Consider the following 16,517-nt stretch of genomic DNA (forward strand, 5'->3'; position numbering starts at 1 on the left):
TTGTCTTAGAAAGTAACATTGATACCAAAGTTGTATGTGGCTGAGAGCGGGTATACATTCGCGTCGATACCTGCCTGCGTTGGCTTATTCTCATTGGCGCGTACCTCAGGAGAAAGTCCTTTGTATTTGAAGAAATTCAAAGCGTTTTGTGCATTGGCATAAAGTCTCAGCTTTCTGATTTTTAGCTTTTCGTTCACCGCTTGTGGGAATGTAAAGCCCAGTTGTGCATTTCTCACACGGAAATAGCTGCCGCTTTGCACAAAGAAAGTGTTAGGCAGATAGTTAGAACCTCCGCCGATATTCGCAGATGGATAAGTGTTGGAAGTGCCTTCTCCATGCCACCTGTTGTCATAAAAATCTTTGGTGAAGTTCTCATTGCCATATCTCCATCCCAGGTTCGCATTATAAAGATCTACTTTGGCAACGCCCTGGAAATCCAGAGAAAGGTCAATGTTGCGGTAATTCCAGGTGGTGTTGATACCGTATGTAAACTTGGGGTTGGGGTTACCAATCACTTGTCTGTCGAGGCCGGTGATGGCGCCGTCCGGTGTGCCATTGGTTCCGCTGATATCACGGTATTTGAAATCTCCCGGTTTTGCGTTAGGCTGCGCAGACTTGGCGATCTCATCCACATTCTGAAAAATTCCATCCACTACATAACCATAGAATGAGCCTATCGGGTCGCCTACTTTGGTGCGTGTTGCCAGCGCGCCACTAGTTAATCCTACGCCACCGTCGTAAATCGGGTTAGCGCCGGATGAAACTGAAAGCACCTTGTTATTATTGATACCACCATTGAAACCAATGCTGTATGAAAGATCTTTGCCGATATCGTCTCTCCAGTTCAGCGAGAATTCAAACCCTTTATTCTCGAAATTAGCCTGGTTTCCTACAATACGACCGGATTCTGTACCAATAGAGCTAAGTACCGGAATGTCGAAGATCGCTCTTTCAGTCTTTTTAATGTAGTAATCCAATTCGACAGTCAGCCTCGATTTCAGGAAAGAAGCTTCGATACCTGCATCAGTACCCACGCCGCGTTCCCAGTAAGTGGTAGGAGGAATGATCGTGTTAATGCTCGCACCGGTATTGACAGTTCCGCCAAAAATCGCTGCAAGGCCGCCACCCGTTGCAACCGTAAGCGTCGAAAGGTTTGATGGAACCGACGCATTACCGATCTTACCCCAGCTACCTCTCAGTTTCAGGTTATCGAAAATGTTCTGACCTTTCATAAATGATTCATTACTGATCACCCAGCCTGCTCCAACTGATGGGAAGTAGCCCCATGCATTGCCGCCCTGGAAGAATTTCGAAGAACCATCAGCACGAAGAGATGCATTAATCAGGTACCTATCATTAAATGAATAGTTTACCCTGCCAAAATAAGAAGCATACGTTCCCAGATCACCTTCATCTTTCACATTGCGTCCGTCGGTATTTCCAAGTGTCAGATAAAGATCGCCTTCACTTGAAAATGGTACATTCAATGCGCTGGCAGTCAGTTTGTACGATTGGTCGCGTTGTGCAGATTGTCCCGCGAGTATTGTAAAGCTGTGTTGCCCAATGTCTTTCGTGTAGGTCAATGTGTTTTCAAAGATCCAGTAACGAGCCTGCGGACGTGTAAATTCCAGAAGGCTGGTGGTATTGCGCTGTTTGAAAGTGGCCACATATTCCGGATTGTAATAGCGCGTCTCATCTTGTGAGTAACGGCCACCGAGGCTGGTCCTGAAAGTCAAACCTTTCAGAATAGAAAGTTCAGCGTATGCATTACCAGTCAAAAGCGTCTTTTTTGTATTTTGATTATAGTAATCGATCGAAACCTGCGGGTTGAAGTTATTACCGTCGCCCAGGTTATAATCCGTCGGGTCACCATAGGTTCCGTCGGCGTAATAAACAGGTACTACCGGGCCGGCTGCATAAAGTTGTCTGAAAATTCCGCCCGCCTCGTCTTTGGATTTACTGAACGATCCGGTCGCGGTGTAGCCTACTTTAAGGCTTTTCAGGACCTGAAAATCATTCTGTAACCTGGCAGTGTACCTTTTGAAATTATTCTTTTCAACAATACCATCCTGATTGAGGTAACCCAAGGAAAAGCTGTAAGTGGTTTTCTCGCCACCACCGCTGATCGAAAGCTGATGATTGGTAACCATTGCATTTCTTAAAATCTGGTGGTACCAGTCTGTGCCTTCGCCATATTGGCTAGGGTCAAGAACATTAGGTTTTCCGTTAACATTACTTAGCTCATTGACCATTGTAGCGTATTCATTCGCATTCGCCATTTTGATCTGGTTGGTCACTTTCTGGTAGCCTACAAAACCATTATAATCAACGATCGCTTTGCCGGATTTTCCTTTTTTGGTAGTAATCAAAACCACACCATTGGCGGCCCTCACACCATAAATAGATTGACTCGAAGCATCTTTTAAAATGTTCATGCTTTCAATGTCGCCGGAGTTGAGGAACGAAATGTCATCAAACCACACACCGTCAACTACATATAACGGGTTAGCGCTGCCGTAAGCAGTACCGACACCGCGGATACGGATTTGCGGAGCTTCACCCGGCTTTCCTGAGTTATTGATCTGGACACCGGCAACTTTTCCCTGCAAACCGCTCACTGCGTTCATGGATGGTTGTTTTGCAATGTCTTCGCCTTTGATCTGAACCACGGAACCGGTAACATCAAGTTTACGCTGACTACCGTAACCCATCACCACAAATTCCTCCAAAGTCTTCGCATCTTCCTGCATTACGACATTCAGAACCGTTTGTGTGCCCACAGCAACTTCCTGTGGAATCATTCCGATCATTGAAAAAACCAAAACAGATTGAGCAGACGGAACGCGAATCGCAAAATTTCCTTCAGCATCGGTGGGAACACCAATGGTAGTTCCCTTTATCAGCACGCTGGCTCCCGGAAGAGGAGAATTGTCCGCGCTGGAAGTGACTTTTCCTGTGACATTAATTTCCTGTCCATAAGAGACCATACTCACGGACATAAAAACCATGATGTACAGTAATCGTACAATAGTTTTCATTTGTTATAAAATTGATGATTGAATTATTATAAGAATTTATTGTCTTCAAATATAGATCCAGGATTGCCCAGGAGTCAAAAAAAGCACTACATCACCACTACATCAATGAGAATAATGCAAGGTTTAGTAGAATTTTAGGCTGTTTTGTGAAGGTTTAATACAATGGCCTCAAATGTCCATCATAAACTGTACCAGATTAGCTTCGGCATCCAGATCCAGCTTTCTTCTGAGGCGATAGCGCTTGATTTCCACACCGCGGATGGAAATGCCCAGTACCGGCGCCATTTCTTTGGTGGAAAGATTCATCCGCAGACAGGCCGCCAGGCGCAACTCCGAGGGTGAAATAGAAGGAGATATTTGTCTTAGTTTTTTAAAAAACTGCTCATGCACTTCGTCAAAATTTTGCTCAAAAAGTATCCAGTCGTCTTTGCCAGCCACATTGCGTTCGATACTGTGAAGCAATTTCTGATAATGAATGTTCGGAAGTTGCTGACCCATTTCAGCTTTCACCTGTTTCAATTCGTCGCGGATCTCTTCCAGGATCTCATTTTTACGTACTACATTGATGGCGACATTGCTGAGCTGCTGGCTTTTATTCTGGATTTCACTCTGCAGCTTGTCATTCTGGATTTGCATGATCTGCCGTTCGCTGGAAAGACGTTGCTGACGTAGCTTCTCTTCCTGTTCTTCGATGAGTTTTCTCCGGTGCCGTGCAAGTCTTTTTTCTTGAAATACGAGTAACGCAGTGACCGCGAGTGCGGCCAGAATAGCGAAAAGAACACGGGCAAAAAGCGTTTCCCGCCAGTACGGTTTGACACTGAACCGGTAAGAGGTAATGGAGTCATTCAGACTGCTTTTTACCTCAAATAGGTAATCTGTGGATTCCAGGTTGGTGAACTCTACAAAGTTCTGTACCGTCCATTCGGACCATTGATCGTTAAGTCCCCGCAGCCGGTACCTGTATTGAATATTTTGCCCGTACACAGGCAATGCGTACATAATCCGCAGCGAGCGCACATCGGAAGGAAGGGTAGGATTACCGACAATGCTGAACGTCTCGGTCAGATTTCTCAGATTAGCCACTTTTCTGATGGCGGGCGCAGAAACCGGCTCGTCGTTTTTTTCTCCCGTGGTCCTGTTGTACAAGGCATAACCATTATCCAGACAAAAAAAGTAGTATTCCTTAGAAAGCGGAATGACCGTCTCGCTATTCCTGACTAATGTGAGGTCGAGATTGCGGACTTCTTTCCCCGGCGAATAATAGGTGACTCGGTTCATGAAAACCTTGAACCAATCATTGTTAATGCCTGTCAGAACTTTGAATGGTTCTTCTTCCGGTAAAAAATCGGCACTGGTTTCAAGTTTATTATTTAGGCCGGGTTCCAGGAAAGCATTACCGGAATGAATATGGACACGATTTTTCCAGTTAATAATCTCGACCGAAAACTCACTGGGAAGGTCCTTCGGGGCTTTGAATTCCTTCCATTGCAATGCTGAATCCAGGTTCGGTGTAAGTTTGGTTTGAAACAGTCCCTTGTACGCATGCCCCAGCCAGAACGTCCCTTGATCATCCCGGACAATCTGTCGGATGGGGATGGGTTGCGCTCCCTTTACCGCATAGGCGTAAGTCCAGGCATTCTTGCTGTCCTTTTTATATACATGCAGACCGACGTACGCACCCTGCAGCAGCAGTGTGTCGATACCACTGCGCAAGGGCAGGAGTACCCAGCCACCATTAATATCGGAGATTTTTGTGATGCCATGCTCTTCGATTCGATAAGTAGCATCATTGTGACCGCATAGCAGCTGATCATTGAACACTTTTAGCGTCCAGGTTTGCCCTTCCAGCCCTGGTACGGGGCGAAAAGGCTCTGGCGAAAGCCATTTTTTTACAAAAACACCCTTGTTGGAACCCACATATAGGTTGCCCCGCCAGATGGCGGCCGCATAGGTAGAGCCCAGCGGATTATCATTGGTTTGGTAGGAAATAACCGGAGAGGACATTTTGACCATGTCAATACCTTGATCAAGCCCGATCCAAAGCTGTTTTTTGCTGTCTTCGGTCAGGGCAAGTACGGTGTTATTCTGCAGTCCGGTTTCTTTGTTGAACTGATATTTGAGTGTACCATTCCTGGAAACTACGTAAACCCCTTTTTGAATGGTCCCAAAAACGAAGCTGCTATCCTGGCTGAGGACCAATGCGCGGTTAATGATGTTGGTTTTCAGCTCTTCGGAAATGCCAATGTTCCAGGGCGTCAGTTTCCCGTTTTCCCAAATGAACAAGCCATGCTTGGTAGTAGTGATTAAAATGCGATTCCGTGAAAAAGGCAGGATGGAAGAGACAATGGTAGGTGCAAGTGACTCCGTTCCGGGAAACGGCTGGAATTTCCCTGCCTTCATTTCATACAATCCCTTTCCGATCATCTGAACCAATAACCTGTTTTGAACGAACCGGAGAAACATGAAATTTCCATTTACCTTCAATTCGGTCAATGACTGGCCGTCGTACCGGTATACTTTGGAAAAAGACTGAAAATAGATGTACTGCGGTGTTTTCAGAATATGCCAGATCTCTTCTGTTTTAAGGCTGGCGAAGTTGGCTTTTTTGCTGAGGGAATAGTATTTCAGTTGTCCGTCCTGCTCTTTTTTCCAATAACCGAATTCGGAAAATCCACCTGCGTAAATACGATTTTCTTTTTTTGCTGATCGGTTATGAACTTTCCCGGGCAGCGATGGGATTTCGGTTTCGTCGCACAAAATAGTCCGCACGATCTGCCTGTCAGGCAATGGGTAGAGTTTCCAGGAAGCCCCGTCAAATTCCAGTAACCCGTCGGAATTGGCGGAGTAAACGATCTGGTCCGAACCCTGATCAATGGCCCAGTTCTGATTGTGCGCCTTGTAAACTGATGAAGGATAATTGATCAGCGGCGGTGTCTCCTGAGCGAAAGAAGTTGAGATAAAAGTGATAAAAAGCAGTATAGCGGCGTACAGATCCGCCTTATATTTGAAGATCGGGTATGTGGAAAATCTAATTACGGACCGTTTTGCTGCCTGGTCAAAAATCATTTTAAAGGTCTTTTAATATCGTTTTAGCTCTCTGCTGAGGGTTTAATGCGCTATTATCTTTTGATAACATTAACGTCAGTAAATGAAAAAAGTACTTTCCGTAATCCTGTTTAGTTCGTCTATGGCCATGGCGCAGGTGAAGCCATCAGACGATAATACCAAGAGCGATATTCGGTACAATCTTAACGAATCCGGCTCACATTATGTAAAAGTTACATTTACGAATCAGGCCTGGTTTCGCTTCAATGAGAACAACCCCGGTACCACAGTTTTAAGTGATCCCAAGTCCAATACTTTTGACATTGGTTTACGCCGGACACGCATTCAGTTATTCGGGCAGATCACCGATCGTATCTTTTTCTACACACAGTTCGGAATGAACAATTTCAATAAAGTGAGTGCTTTTCCATCTTACAACACTGCCGGTACGCCGAGCCAGAGAAAGGTAGCCGCCTTTTTTCATGATGCAGTGGGTGAATATGAAGTTCAGCGCAAAGGAACCAGTTTCATCCGCTTTGGAGGTGGTTTAACGATCGTGAATGGTCTCTCGCGTTTTTCACAACCCAGTATCGGCACCATCCTGACCATTGATGTTCCCGTTTTCGCACAGGCCACCGTGGACCAGACTGATCAGTTTTCAAGAAAGCTGAGTATTTACAGCAGGGGGCAAATCGGCAAATTCAACTACCGTATTGGGATTGCCGATCCGTTCCCTATCGAAACCAACGGCTCCACTCCTCCGGCGCTTAACCAGAATTCCGTGTTCTCGCAACGTAGAAATCATAAGCAGTTTGAGGCTTTGTTCATCTATAACATTTTTGATACCGAAGACAACACGACACCGGGTTATATGACAGGTACCTACCTCGGCAAACGTAAAGTTTTGAACATTGAGGCAGGTATTATTTCTCAAAAGAATGCGACCTGGCGAAAAGAAGCTGTTGATACACTTTACAGCAATATGACACTTTGGTCGGTGGCTGCTTTTATGGATATGCCGGTAAACAAAGTGAAGGGAACTGCCGTATCAGCATACCTGGGCTACTTTGACACTAATTATGGAAACGGATACCTGCGTTACAATGGTATCATGAATCCCGCAACAGGCACTACCCAGCCAATCACCGGCGTGAGCGGAACGCAGGGTAATGCGTACCCGATGTTCGGAACCGGCAGCGTGGTGTACGCACAGGCTGGTTACAAGCTGAAAGACGGTTTGTTGGGAAGCCAGGGAACACTAATGCCTTATGCGTCATTGCAACATGCGGATTATGAAAGATTGAGAGATGGAATGAATGTTTTTAATGTAGGTGTAAACTGGCTGATCAAAGGTGTCAATGGTAAAATGACATTGAGCTACGAAAACAGGCCGGTGTATCGGAACAGTTTGGTTGCTAACGAGCTGGAAAAATATGCAAGGAGAGGTTCCTGGACGCTGCAATACCAGATTTCGATTTGAAAGAGACTTACCAAGTCTGGCAGACTTGGCAAGTCTTACTCGTCCTTAGAAGTTAAAATTAACCCTCGCAAATATATACCTCCCATTCACACCCATTTGCTGCACACGACGGGAATATACAAATCGTCCGAGACTGAAATTCCCCGAATGATTATGCCGGTCCTGGTACACATCAAATAAATTATTAGCCCCGATTGAAACATTGATTCCCTTGACCAGATCATAATTCAAAGCAATGTCGGTAACGATTTTCGCGCCAAATGTCTGGTCCAGCGTTTCTTTTTGTCCCGTTAATGTATTCACAGGCCAGGAGTCAGGCTTGGTAGGATCGATGGTCGGGTCCCAATAACTCACTTCGCCAAAACGTACTCCACGCAGCATGACCCCGAATTTGCCGACTTTATAATTGATGGTCAGGCTCTGCTTGTTTTTCGGGCTGGCGATCTCGAAACGGCTCATGTCTTCGCGATTGAAATAAGTGTTCACCTGATTGGTTTGTACCAATATGTCCGACGCGTGAATGATCGGCTTGCCGCTCGCGTCCTTCTTTACTTTGTTTTGGATAAATGTGCCGGCCAAAACGGCTCTTAATGACTGATTGCCGCCGAATTTGGTGTTATATGACAAAACAGCCTCAATTCCACGTGAACGCGTATCGACTGCATTCGAAAAGAAATTGGCGGTAGTGGCATTGGCTGCGGCGAGTTGCGCTTTTAATGCTGCGTTGCCTCCATCATTGAAGTTGTTGGTCAATACGATACGGTCGTCAATGTCGATCTGGTATGCATCCACCGTCAGTTCCAATGCATTGTTGATCTGTATGGTTGTTCCGACGGTAAAGCTTTGGGAAGTTTCCTGTTTCAGCTTGGGTATGCCGAGGATTTCGGCCGGTTTGCTGTCGTTGGTAAATGTCCCGCTTTCCTGCGCTACCTGCTGACCGTTCTGGGTTACGAATAATGTATTGGTTTTGGCATAATAACGTTGCTGCAACGACGGCGCACGGAACCCGCTGCTAGCGGAGGCTCTCAGCGCAATACCATCCGTAAATTTATAACGAGTGGCTACTTTGTAATTCAATGTGTTTCCGAAATCGGAATAATTTTCAAAACGCAGAGCGCCACTCAATACCCAGGCCTTGGTAATGTCCTGTTCGAGATCAATGTACCCTGCAACACTGCTACGTGAATGCGAGCCGGCATTTTGAGGAAAGAAACCCGAAAATACCTGTGCACCTGCCGCTACTCCTGCTGCCACATCGTAATTTTTGTAAGACGATTCCTCGCCAGCCGTGATCGTGTACTTGTCAGTTCGCTGTTCTGCGCCAACTGCCACATTCAATCCATATAAGACATCAAATTTCCTGCCCAGATCCAGGTTGATCGTATTTTGGGAAAAACCATTTCCTCCTGCATTAAACTTGGTCTGAAATGTGCTGCTGGAAACGGCCTGCGTGTAATTGACCGAATTGGAGATGGTATAGTCGAAATCGTTCTTGCCAAAGGTATTGCTCAGGTCAAATTTCCATTCACCCAGCTTACCGCGGAAGCCTGCCGCCGCTGAAATGTCGGTAACATCACTATTAATTTCCGGCAAAAAGCCGTTTGGATAAACAGTGGTGACATTGGGCCTTACTGCCGCAGGGATGCCATTGGGGTAGCGATAAAACCCGGCCGCATTTCCCTTCTTGTTGTTATAACCTCCGAAAGCGTAAAGTTCGATACTGGAAGTGAGCGGAATGCTGGCATTCAAAACGACACCGCCACCCTTCACTTTTGAATTCCCGATCCGCATGTCAAAATCATTACGGGTCAGCCCCTTCGTACTCAGCAGCTCATCATCTACAATTTTACCTCCTACTGCCGGGAAAATCTGTCCGGTGTAAGTTCCGGTCCTGTTGGTAGCTTCGCGGTTTACATATTCGCCGGTAATATTAACAAAGCCCTTCTGGCCGATTTTGAAACCATAGTTCAAGCCCACCTGAGCAGTTCCACCGTCTGAAATGTTTACAGAAGCGTCCTTACCGCTATTAAGCACATAGTTTTTGTCGTAACTCGTGACGTTCTGCCCGTACGACACATTGCCGCTCAGGCCAGTGCGGGTTTTGAGGATAATGTTTATCACACCAGCAATCGCGTCGGAACCATATTGGGCAGCAGCGCCGTCGCGAAGAATTTCGATTTTATCCACCGCAGTAGCCGGGATAGCATTCAAATCCGTTCCGACCGTACCACGGTTCACGGTACCATTCACATTGACGAGCGAGGACTGATGCCTCCTTTTTCCATTTACTAAAACCAAAACCTGATCCGGGCCAAGTCCTCTGAGCTGTGCGGGGTCAATATGGTCGGAGCCGTCGGAAATGGTTTGCCGGGACGACTGAAATGACGGTGCGATGTAAGTCAGGATCTGGTTAATGTCCACCTGGCCTACGTTATTGGTGATCTGGGAAACCGGAATAATATCGACCGGGACGGGTGAATCGATCCGGGAGCGACCGCCGCTCCTGGAACCGGTGACCACGATTTCGCTCAGTACTTCCGACGATTCTGCCATGGACACATTCAATGTGGTAACGGCTCCTGACGTTACTACCGCCGGAATGATCTGGGGCGTGTAGCCGATGAATGAGACGACGATGTTGTACGATCCTTCTGCAATGTTAATGCTGAAATTACCGTCTGCGTCCGTTACTGTTCCGTTGTTGGTGGACTGTACGAGGATCGAAACGCCGGGCAATGCGGAGCCATTTTTTTCGTCGGTGATCTTCCCTTTGATACCTTGCGCAAATGAAGTGATTGGGCCCAAAATGGCCAAAAGTAGAATGAATAGATTTCTCATAGATGTGTATTTTTTTGATAAATAGTTGATGAAAATGATACTTTATAAATTTTTTATTGAATTATTTAGTATCAATTTAATTCGAATCACGTTGAAAACCAAATACTCGGCAAAGCAAAGGCCGACCCGGATAATCCGGACCGGCCTGTATGTTAGCTTATTTATATGGTCTTACAAACTCAAAGCTCCGTTCATCGAGCGAACGGCTTCGGCTGACTTTTCAAACGCTGCTTTTTCTGCGTCGCTCAGTCTCAGGTTAACGATTTTTTCCCAGCCGCTTCTGCCGAGTACCACTGGAACGCCCATGCAAATATCCTTCTGACCGTACTCGCCATTAAGGTAAACGCTGCATGGAACAATGCGTCTCTGGTTACGGACAATGCTTTCAACCAATAACAATGTAGCAGCGCCTGGTGCATACCATGCTGAGGTCCCGATTAGTTTGGTCAATGTAGCGCCGCCTACCATGGTATCTGCCGCCACTTTTTCAAGCTGGTCGGAAGATAGGAAACGGCTCACGGGGATACCATTATAAGTAGCCAATCTGGTCAGAGGGATCATGGTGGTGTCGCCGTGGCCACCGATCACCATTCCGTGGATATCGAGCGGTGAAACGTCCATCGCCAGTGCCAGGTATGTTTTGAAACGTGCACTATCCAATGCACCGCCCATTCCGATCAGTCTTTTCTTTGGAATTCCTGATTCTTTCAGAGCAAGATAAGTCATGGTGTCCATTGGATTGGAAACCACAATAACGATTGCTTTTGGAGAGTATTTGAGAAGATTTTCGGTAACTCCTTTTACAATTCCTGCATTGATTCCAATCAATTCTTCACGCGTCATGCCCGGTTTGCGGGGAAGCCCTGAAGTGATAACCACTACATCAGATCCTTTTGTCTTTTCATAATCATTGGTAGAGCCAATGGGTTTGGTATTGAAACCAAGCAATGCTGCCGTCTGGTACATATCCAGCGATTTGCCTTCGCTCACGCCTTCCTTAATGTCAAGTAATACGACCTCTTCTGCCAGCTCACGACGAATAATATTATCGGCAGTAGTTGCACCAACGGCGCCCGCACCTACAACAGTAATCTTCATATAGAAATATGGTTAATTGTATAGAAATTAATGCTTTTTGAATTTTTTCCTAAAAGTAGGGCACATAATTTGTTTAAACCAAGCGGAATGCGATTTTTTGGCGGAAAAGTCACAGGTGTGATCCAAAATGCAATTTTTTGCGTATCTTGATAGTTATATTGGCATTATAAACCACTTTTTCTTGCTTAGTATAATGGATGATGAGTCTATGGTTTCACGAATTTTAAAATCATTTTTTTTTAAAAATGCCAAGGGAAAAGCTGGCCGTTATGCACAAAATTCCACACGTTTGCTCGAACTGGTCAAGGAGGTCATCGGCAAGCTTCAGAAGGTGGGGTTCAGGGATAATCTCTCGGAGTTTCAGAATGGAGTTCAGTTATTGATCCGGATGGTGAAGGCTTATGCCTCCGGTGAATACAGAGGGTTGCCATGGAAAAGCCTGCTTTCAATCGTTGCTGTGCTGATCTATTTTGTATCCCCGATTGACCTTATTCCTGATTTTCTGCCGATTATAGGTATTACTGATGATGTAGCTTTGGTGATCTGGCTTCTCAAAACATTGAGTGGTGATGTCAGTAAATTCAGTGATTGGGAAAAGAATGAAAAAACGATTAATATAGGATAAAAGGCTCCTTAGTTTTAGTTCTTATAAAAAAGAATAATTATTTTTGTAAACATTAAAAAGAAAACAGATATGGAATCAGTAACCGTTTTGGCATTTATGGGATTAGGTGGACAAGAGATCTTTTTGGTTGCCTTGTTCGTTTTACTTTTCTTCGGTGCGAAGAAAATTCCTGAATTGATGCGCGGTTTGGGGCAAGGTATCAATGAATTCAAGAACGCTACCAAAGACGTTAAAGAAAATATTGAGAAAAGCATGGAAGACCCCAAATAACGCTTCCATTCTTATCCGAGGTACAACCAGAGCCTTTAAGCATCCACTTAATGGCTCTGATTCTTTATTTACAACCCCACAAAGAAATTGACATTGAAAGAGTATCTGACGCTAGCCGAAATTCAGGGAGATTTGCGTGAAGGAGGTTTGACCTGCGTCAAGTTAGTGAACCATTATTTAGAAAATATTGCATCTGCGGCTCATCTGAACGCTTTTGTTGAAGTGTACGGAGACGAAGCGCTTGCAGCAGCAGCCGCGGTTGATCAAAAAATAAAAGGCGGAACAGCTGGTCGGCTGGCCGGTCTGATCATTGGACTCAAAGATGTCCTTTCCTACAAAGGACATGGTTTGCAGGCCGGAAGTAAAATCCTTCAATCCTACGAAGCACCATACACAGGCACAGCAGTCCAGCGCCTGCTCGACGAGGATGCGATCGTGATAGGAAGACAAAACTGCGATGAGTTCGCAATGGGCTCCTCCAATGAAAATTCTTCTTTCGGCCCGGTACTCAATGCGGCCAATAATTCCAAAGTTCCTGGGGGATCGTCGGGTGGATCAGCAGTAGCTGTTCAGGCCGGGCTTTGCCATGCATCTCTGGGTAGCGATACCGGCGGTTCGGTTCGACAGCCGGCTGCATTTTGCGGGGTTATCGGTGTCAAGCCTTCTTACGGCCGCGTGTCCCGCTATGGTCTGATCGCTTATGCGTCGTCATTTGACTGCATCGGGCCGATCACCAAATCTGTTGAAGATGCTGCCCTGATCCTTGAAATAATGGCCGGGGGAGATAATTTCGATAGTACTGTTTCAAGCAAAGAAGTGCCTGCTTATTCTTCCAAAATGGAATGGAATGGGAAGGCTAGAATAGGTTATATTCGGGAAACTATTGATAATGAGGCGATTTCTTCTGAGATTCGCCAACAGACGCTGGACGTACTGAACCGTTTACGCGCCGAGGGGCATGAAGTGACGGCAGTAGAAATGCCATTGCTGGATTCATTGCTACCTACTTACTACATTCTTACCACAGCCGAAGCAAGTTCCAATTTATCGCGGTTCGACGGCGTACGATACGGTTACCGCAGTGCTGAATCTGTTGACCTGGAAAGCATGTACAAAAAGACACGTACGGAAGCTTTCGGTGAAGAGGTAAGGAGAAGAATACTGCTGGGTACTTTCGTATTGAGCGCTAATTATTATGACGCATACTATACCAAGGCGCAACGCGTTAGAAGATTGGTGCGGGAGGAAACGAACCGGTTCTTTGAGCAGTTCGATTTTCTGATTTCCCCGGTCACACCTACCACCGCCTTTACAATTGGTGAAAAGACAGAAGATCCGTTACAAATGTATCTGGCTGACATTTTCACAGTACAGGCAAACGTCGTTGGAAATCCCGCCATCGCTATTCCGAATGGAAAAGATGATCACGGAATGCCAGTAGGAATTCAAATCATGGCTCCTTATTTTGGTGAGGAAAAAATGCTGGCCTTCGCCGGTTACCTTACCGAACTGAACAAAAAGGTTGCTATAGAGTACAATACAAATCACTAGTAAGAGGCAGAAAGTCAATCTGTTTTTTTATCTTGCCGGTTACAAAGTGGTTGTATTTAAACCCAAAGATTTAAAAGTAAATAATCGTGCCAGAATGACGAAGTGTTTCGCGGCTTATTCTGACATGATTTTGTGAGTAAAAAGTAAAATGTGTTAGAGATTATTCTAATTCATCAGGCAGATTTTCAGAACATCGAAAATTTAAAAAAGGGATATTTTATCTGTAATTATGTCATCAGCAGGTACTAGCCATTGAAAACCGGGAATTGATTAACCTTCAAAAAACATTTATTGATGAGGATTTCGAAAAAAGTATTGTGGCTCGGAGCCATGTGTGTTGGATTCTGGAACTCGCCCGTTAAGGCCATCATTCCACAGGAGAAGTTAGCATTCGAGCCAGATACACTGGAGACTATTGCTCAGGCAGAAGAAAGTTTACTACCCTACTTACCGGAAGTAGAAGAGATCGGGGCGACACCCGCTATTTCACAGGAATTGCTGAGAGAGCGGTTCGCTAAGCTGGAAAAATCGATTCCGCTTACTTATCATAAATCCTCTCATGAATTTGTAGAGTATTTTATCTACAAAAAGACACAGTTTACAAAAACGATGATGGAGAAAATGCCTTTGTATTTTCCCCTCTTCGAAAAAACACTTCAAAAACACGGACTGCCTACCGAACTGAAATATCTTTCAATGATTGAGTCGGGGCTTAATCCAACCGTGATCTCACATGCGAGAGCCGGTGGTTTATGGCAGTTTATGCCCGCAACTGGTCGCGAATTTGGTCTTTATCAGGATAAATACATTGACGAACGCTTCGAGCCGGTAAAAGCTACCGAAGCAGCTTGTCTTTATCTGAAACAACTTTACAGGATTTTTGGAGATTGGGAACTAGCACTGGCTTCGTACAACACAGGCCCGGGTAATGTGAAACGCGCCATGCGCCGCTCGCAAGGAACTACATTCTGGACTATATATAATGTACTTCCACGCGAAACTCGCTCGTATGTACCTCAGTACGTAGCGATGAATTACATGATGAACTATGGTAACGACCATGGGATATTCCCTGAGAACACCGAGTTCCTGATCCCTAACGATACCATTCATGTCAACGGATACATTGACCTGGCTACTTTTTGCAAGCGGAGCAACATTGATTTCGCGGAGCTGATCAAGCTGAATCCTCAGATCACCAAAACATCACTTCCTGATCAAACCAGGGACTTTGTACTGAAAGTGCCAAGCATGCAGTTTACCTACCTGGTAAGCAACAGGAGCACTATCATGGATTCCTGCACGAGAAGATACCTGCCGACCGGCGTGATGGTGGCCCGTGTGGATAGTACCGCGACCGATTCGTTAGGTAATGTATCTGCATTTCCATATGCGCTGGTTAGTAATAGTCAGGAGCAGACGGACGATCTTGAAGAAGACGATCATGAAGAGGTTGTTGAACGCAGCAAGACTAAACGATCATCGCATACCGTGCGCCGTGGTGAAAACCTGATGTCGATTGCAAAAAGGTACCGCGTTACGGTTTCGGAGCTGAAACGATGGAATCATATACGCAGAAGTAATATCAGAAAAGGCCAGCGACTGGTGATTTATAAAGACGTAAAAGCTGCCCGACCTAATGTAAGAGTGGCTTCGGCTTCATTCAAGCAGGCTGAGCAAATAGAGCAACCTGTTAAGAGAAACGACAGACATACCAGGAAGCGCTACCACACGGTTCAGAAAGGTGATACTTTGTGGATTATTTCTCAACGTTACGGGCTTGAAATCAGCCAGTTGAAAAAAAGAAACAAGATCAGGGGCAATGCGATTAAGCCGGGACAAAAACTGATCATCTCTACCTAGTGAACAAGAGTCTGAAACACACATACTATTTTTATGATTGCCTACGTTAACGGAACTGTAGTCTACAAAGATCCGGCTTATGCCATTATCGACGTAAACGGGCTGGGCTACGAAGTTCGCATATCTTTACAAACCTATACTTCACTTCCGGAGCTGGGGGAGCGCTGCAAGCTGGTAACGTTCCTGAATATACGGGAGGATGCCCACATACTTTACGGTTTTTGGGGAAACGATGAAAAAAAGCTATTTCTGGATCTGATAGGAATATCCGGAATCGGGCCTTCAACAGCATTGGTAATGCTTTCTTCGCTTTCTTCATCCGAGATCAGGCAGGGAATTATGGACGAAGATCTGCGCCTGATTCAATCCATTAAAGGGATCGGGTCCAAAACTGCTCAACGAGTTATCCTGGAATTAAAAGATAAAATCCGCAAGGAAGATTTAGTGTCGACCGGTACAAGATCCGTCGATAGTTCTTCCGGCAACATTAGAAGTGAAGCGTTAGCTGCTCTTGTCACATTGGGTATACCCAAAGCAACTGCAGAAAAAAGCCTGGACGTGATCATTAAACGCGAAGGACAGACGCTCACGGTGGAAAACCTGATAAAACTTGCGCTTCGATAACCGGAACTGTAATGATATTTGGCAAAAAAATTTACGATAGTAAGACCGAGTTGATGAATTTGAGTGTAGTTACAACCTTCTCTAA

10 protein-coding genes are annotated in these 16,517 nt (G+C 45.4%); 6 read left to right on the plus strand and 4 right to left on the minus strand.

Translation table 11 applies throughout. The features are described 5' to 3' along the window. Positions 1–5: 5 nt before the first annotated feature. Both ABIO93_RS14955 and ABIO93_RS14960 read right to left on the minus strand, forming a co-directional pair. Positions 6–3,038, minus strand: a complete 3,033-nt coding sequence (locus tag ABIO93_RS14955; RefSeq protein WP_348069009.1) for a TonB-dependent receptor — start codon at positions 3,036–3,038, stop codon at positions 6–8. A gap of 168 nt (positions 3,039–3,206) precedes the next feature. Further along, positions 3,207–6,104: a triple tyrosine motif-containing protein gene (locus ABIO93_RS14960; RefSeq protein WP_348069011.1), complete on the minus strand. Its 2,898-nt coding sequence runs from the start codon at positions 6,102–6,104 to the stop codon at positions 3,207–3,209. Positions 6,105–6,186: 82 nt separating this feature from the next. On the opposite strand from ABIO93_RS14960, the gene ABIO93_RS14965 reads away from it, so the two are divergent. Beyond that, positions 6,187–7,563 carry a hypothetical protein gene (locus tag ABIO93_RS14965; RefSeq protein WP_348069013.1) on the plus strand — a complete coding sequence of 459 codons (1,377 nt, stop codon included), beginning with the start codon at positions 6,187–6,189 and terminating at the stop codon, positions 7,561–7,563. 45 nt (positions 7,564–7,608) lie between these two features. Here ABIO93_RS14965 and ABIO93_RS14970 read toward each other — a convergent pair whose 3' ends face one another. Next, a complete protein-coding gene (locus ABIO93_RS14970; protein WP_348069015.1) occupies positions 7,609–10,401 on the minus strand; it encodes a TonB-dependent receptor in 2,793 nt (930 codons plus the stop codon). A gap of 171 nt (positions 10,402–10,572) precedes the next feature. Then, on the minus strand, positions 10,573–11,499 hold the full coding sequence (mdh, locus tag ABIO93_RS14975) for a malate dehydrogenase (protein WP_348069017.1): 927 nt from the start codon (positions 11,497–11,499) through the stop codon (positions 10,573–10,575). Positions 11,500–11,707: 208 nt separating this feature from the next. Between mdh and ABIO93_RS14980 the strand changes: the two genes are divergently transcribed. The 5 genes from ABIO93_RS14980 to ruvA all read left to right on the plus strand — a co-directional run bounded on the left by ABIO93_RS14980 (position 11,708) and on the right by ruvA (position 16,432). Then, positions 11,708–12,124: a YkvA family protein gene (locus ABIO93_RS14980; protein WP_348069019.1), complete on the plus strand. Its 417-nt coding sequence runs from the start codon at positions 11,708–11,710 to the stop codon at positions 12,122–12,124. Positions 12,125–12,193: 69 nt separating this feature from the next. After that, positions 12,194–12,394: a twin-arginine translocase TatA/TatE family subunit gene (locus ABIO93_RS14985; RefSeq protein ID WP_026631334.1), complete on the plus strand. Its 201-nt coding sequence runs from the start codon at positions 12,194–12,196 to the stop codon at positions 12,392–12,394. Between the two features lie 93 nt (positions 12,395–12,487). Then, positions 12,488–13,945, plus strand: coding sequence for an Asp-tRNA(Asn)/Glu-tRNA(Gln) amidotransferase subunit GatA (gatA, locus tag ABIO93_RS14990; protein WP_348069021.1), 1,458 nt, complete (start codon positions 12,488–12,490; stop codon positions 13,943–13,945). A gap of 294 nt (positions 13,946–14,239) precedes the next feature. Next, positions 14,240–15,808 (plus strand): LysM peptidoglycan-binding domain-containing protein, encoded by a 1,569-nt coding sequence (locus ABIO93_RS14995; RefSeq protein ID WP_348069023.1) that lies wholly within the window; start codon positions 14,240–14,242, stop codon positions 15,806–15,808. Positions 15,809–15,841: 33 nt separating this feature from the next. Next, entirely contained in the window at positions 15,842–16,432 is a 591-nt protein-coding gene (gene ruvA / locus ABIO93_RS15000; protein ID WP_348069025.1) for a Holliday junction branch migration protein RuvA, read from the plus strand. The last annotated feature ends 85 nt before the right edge of the window (positions 16,433–16,517 follow it).

Source organism: Dyadobacter sp. (assembly GCF_039919315.1).
In the GTDB taxonomy this organism is placed as follows: Bacteria; Bacteroidota; Bacteroidia; order Cytophagales; family Spirosomataceae; genus Dyadobacter.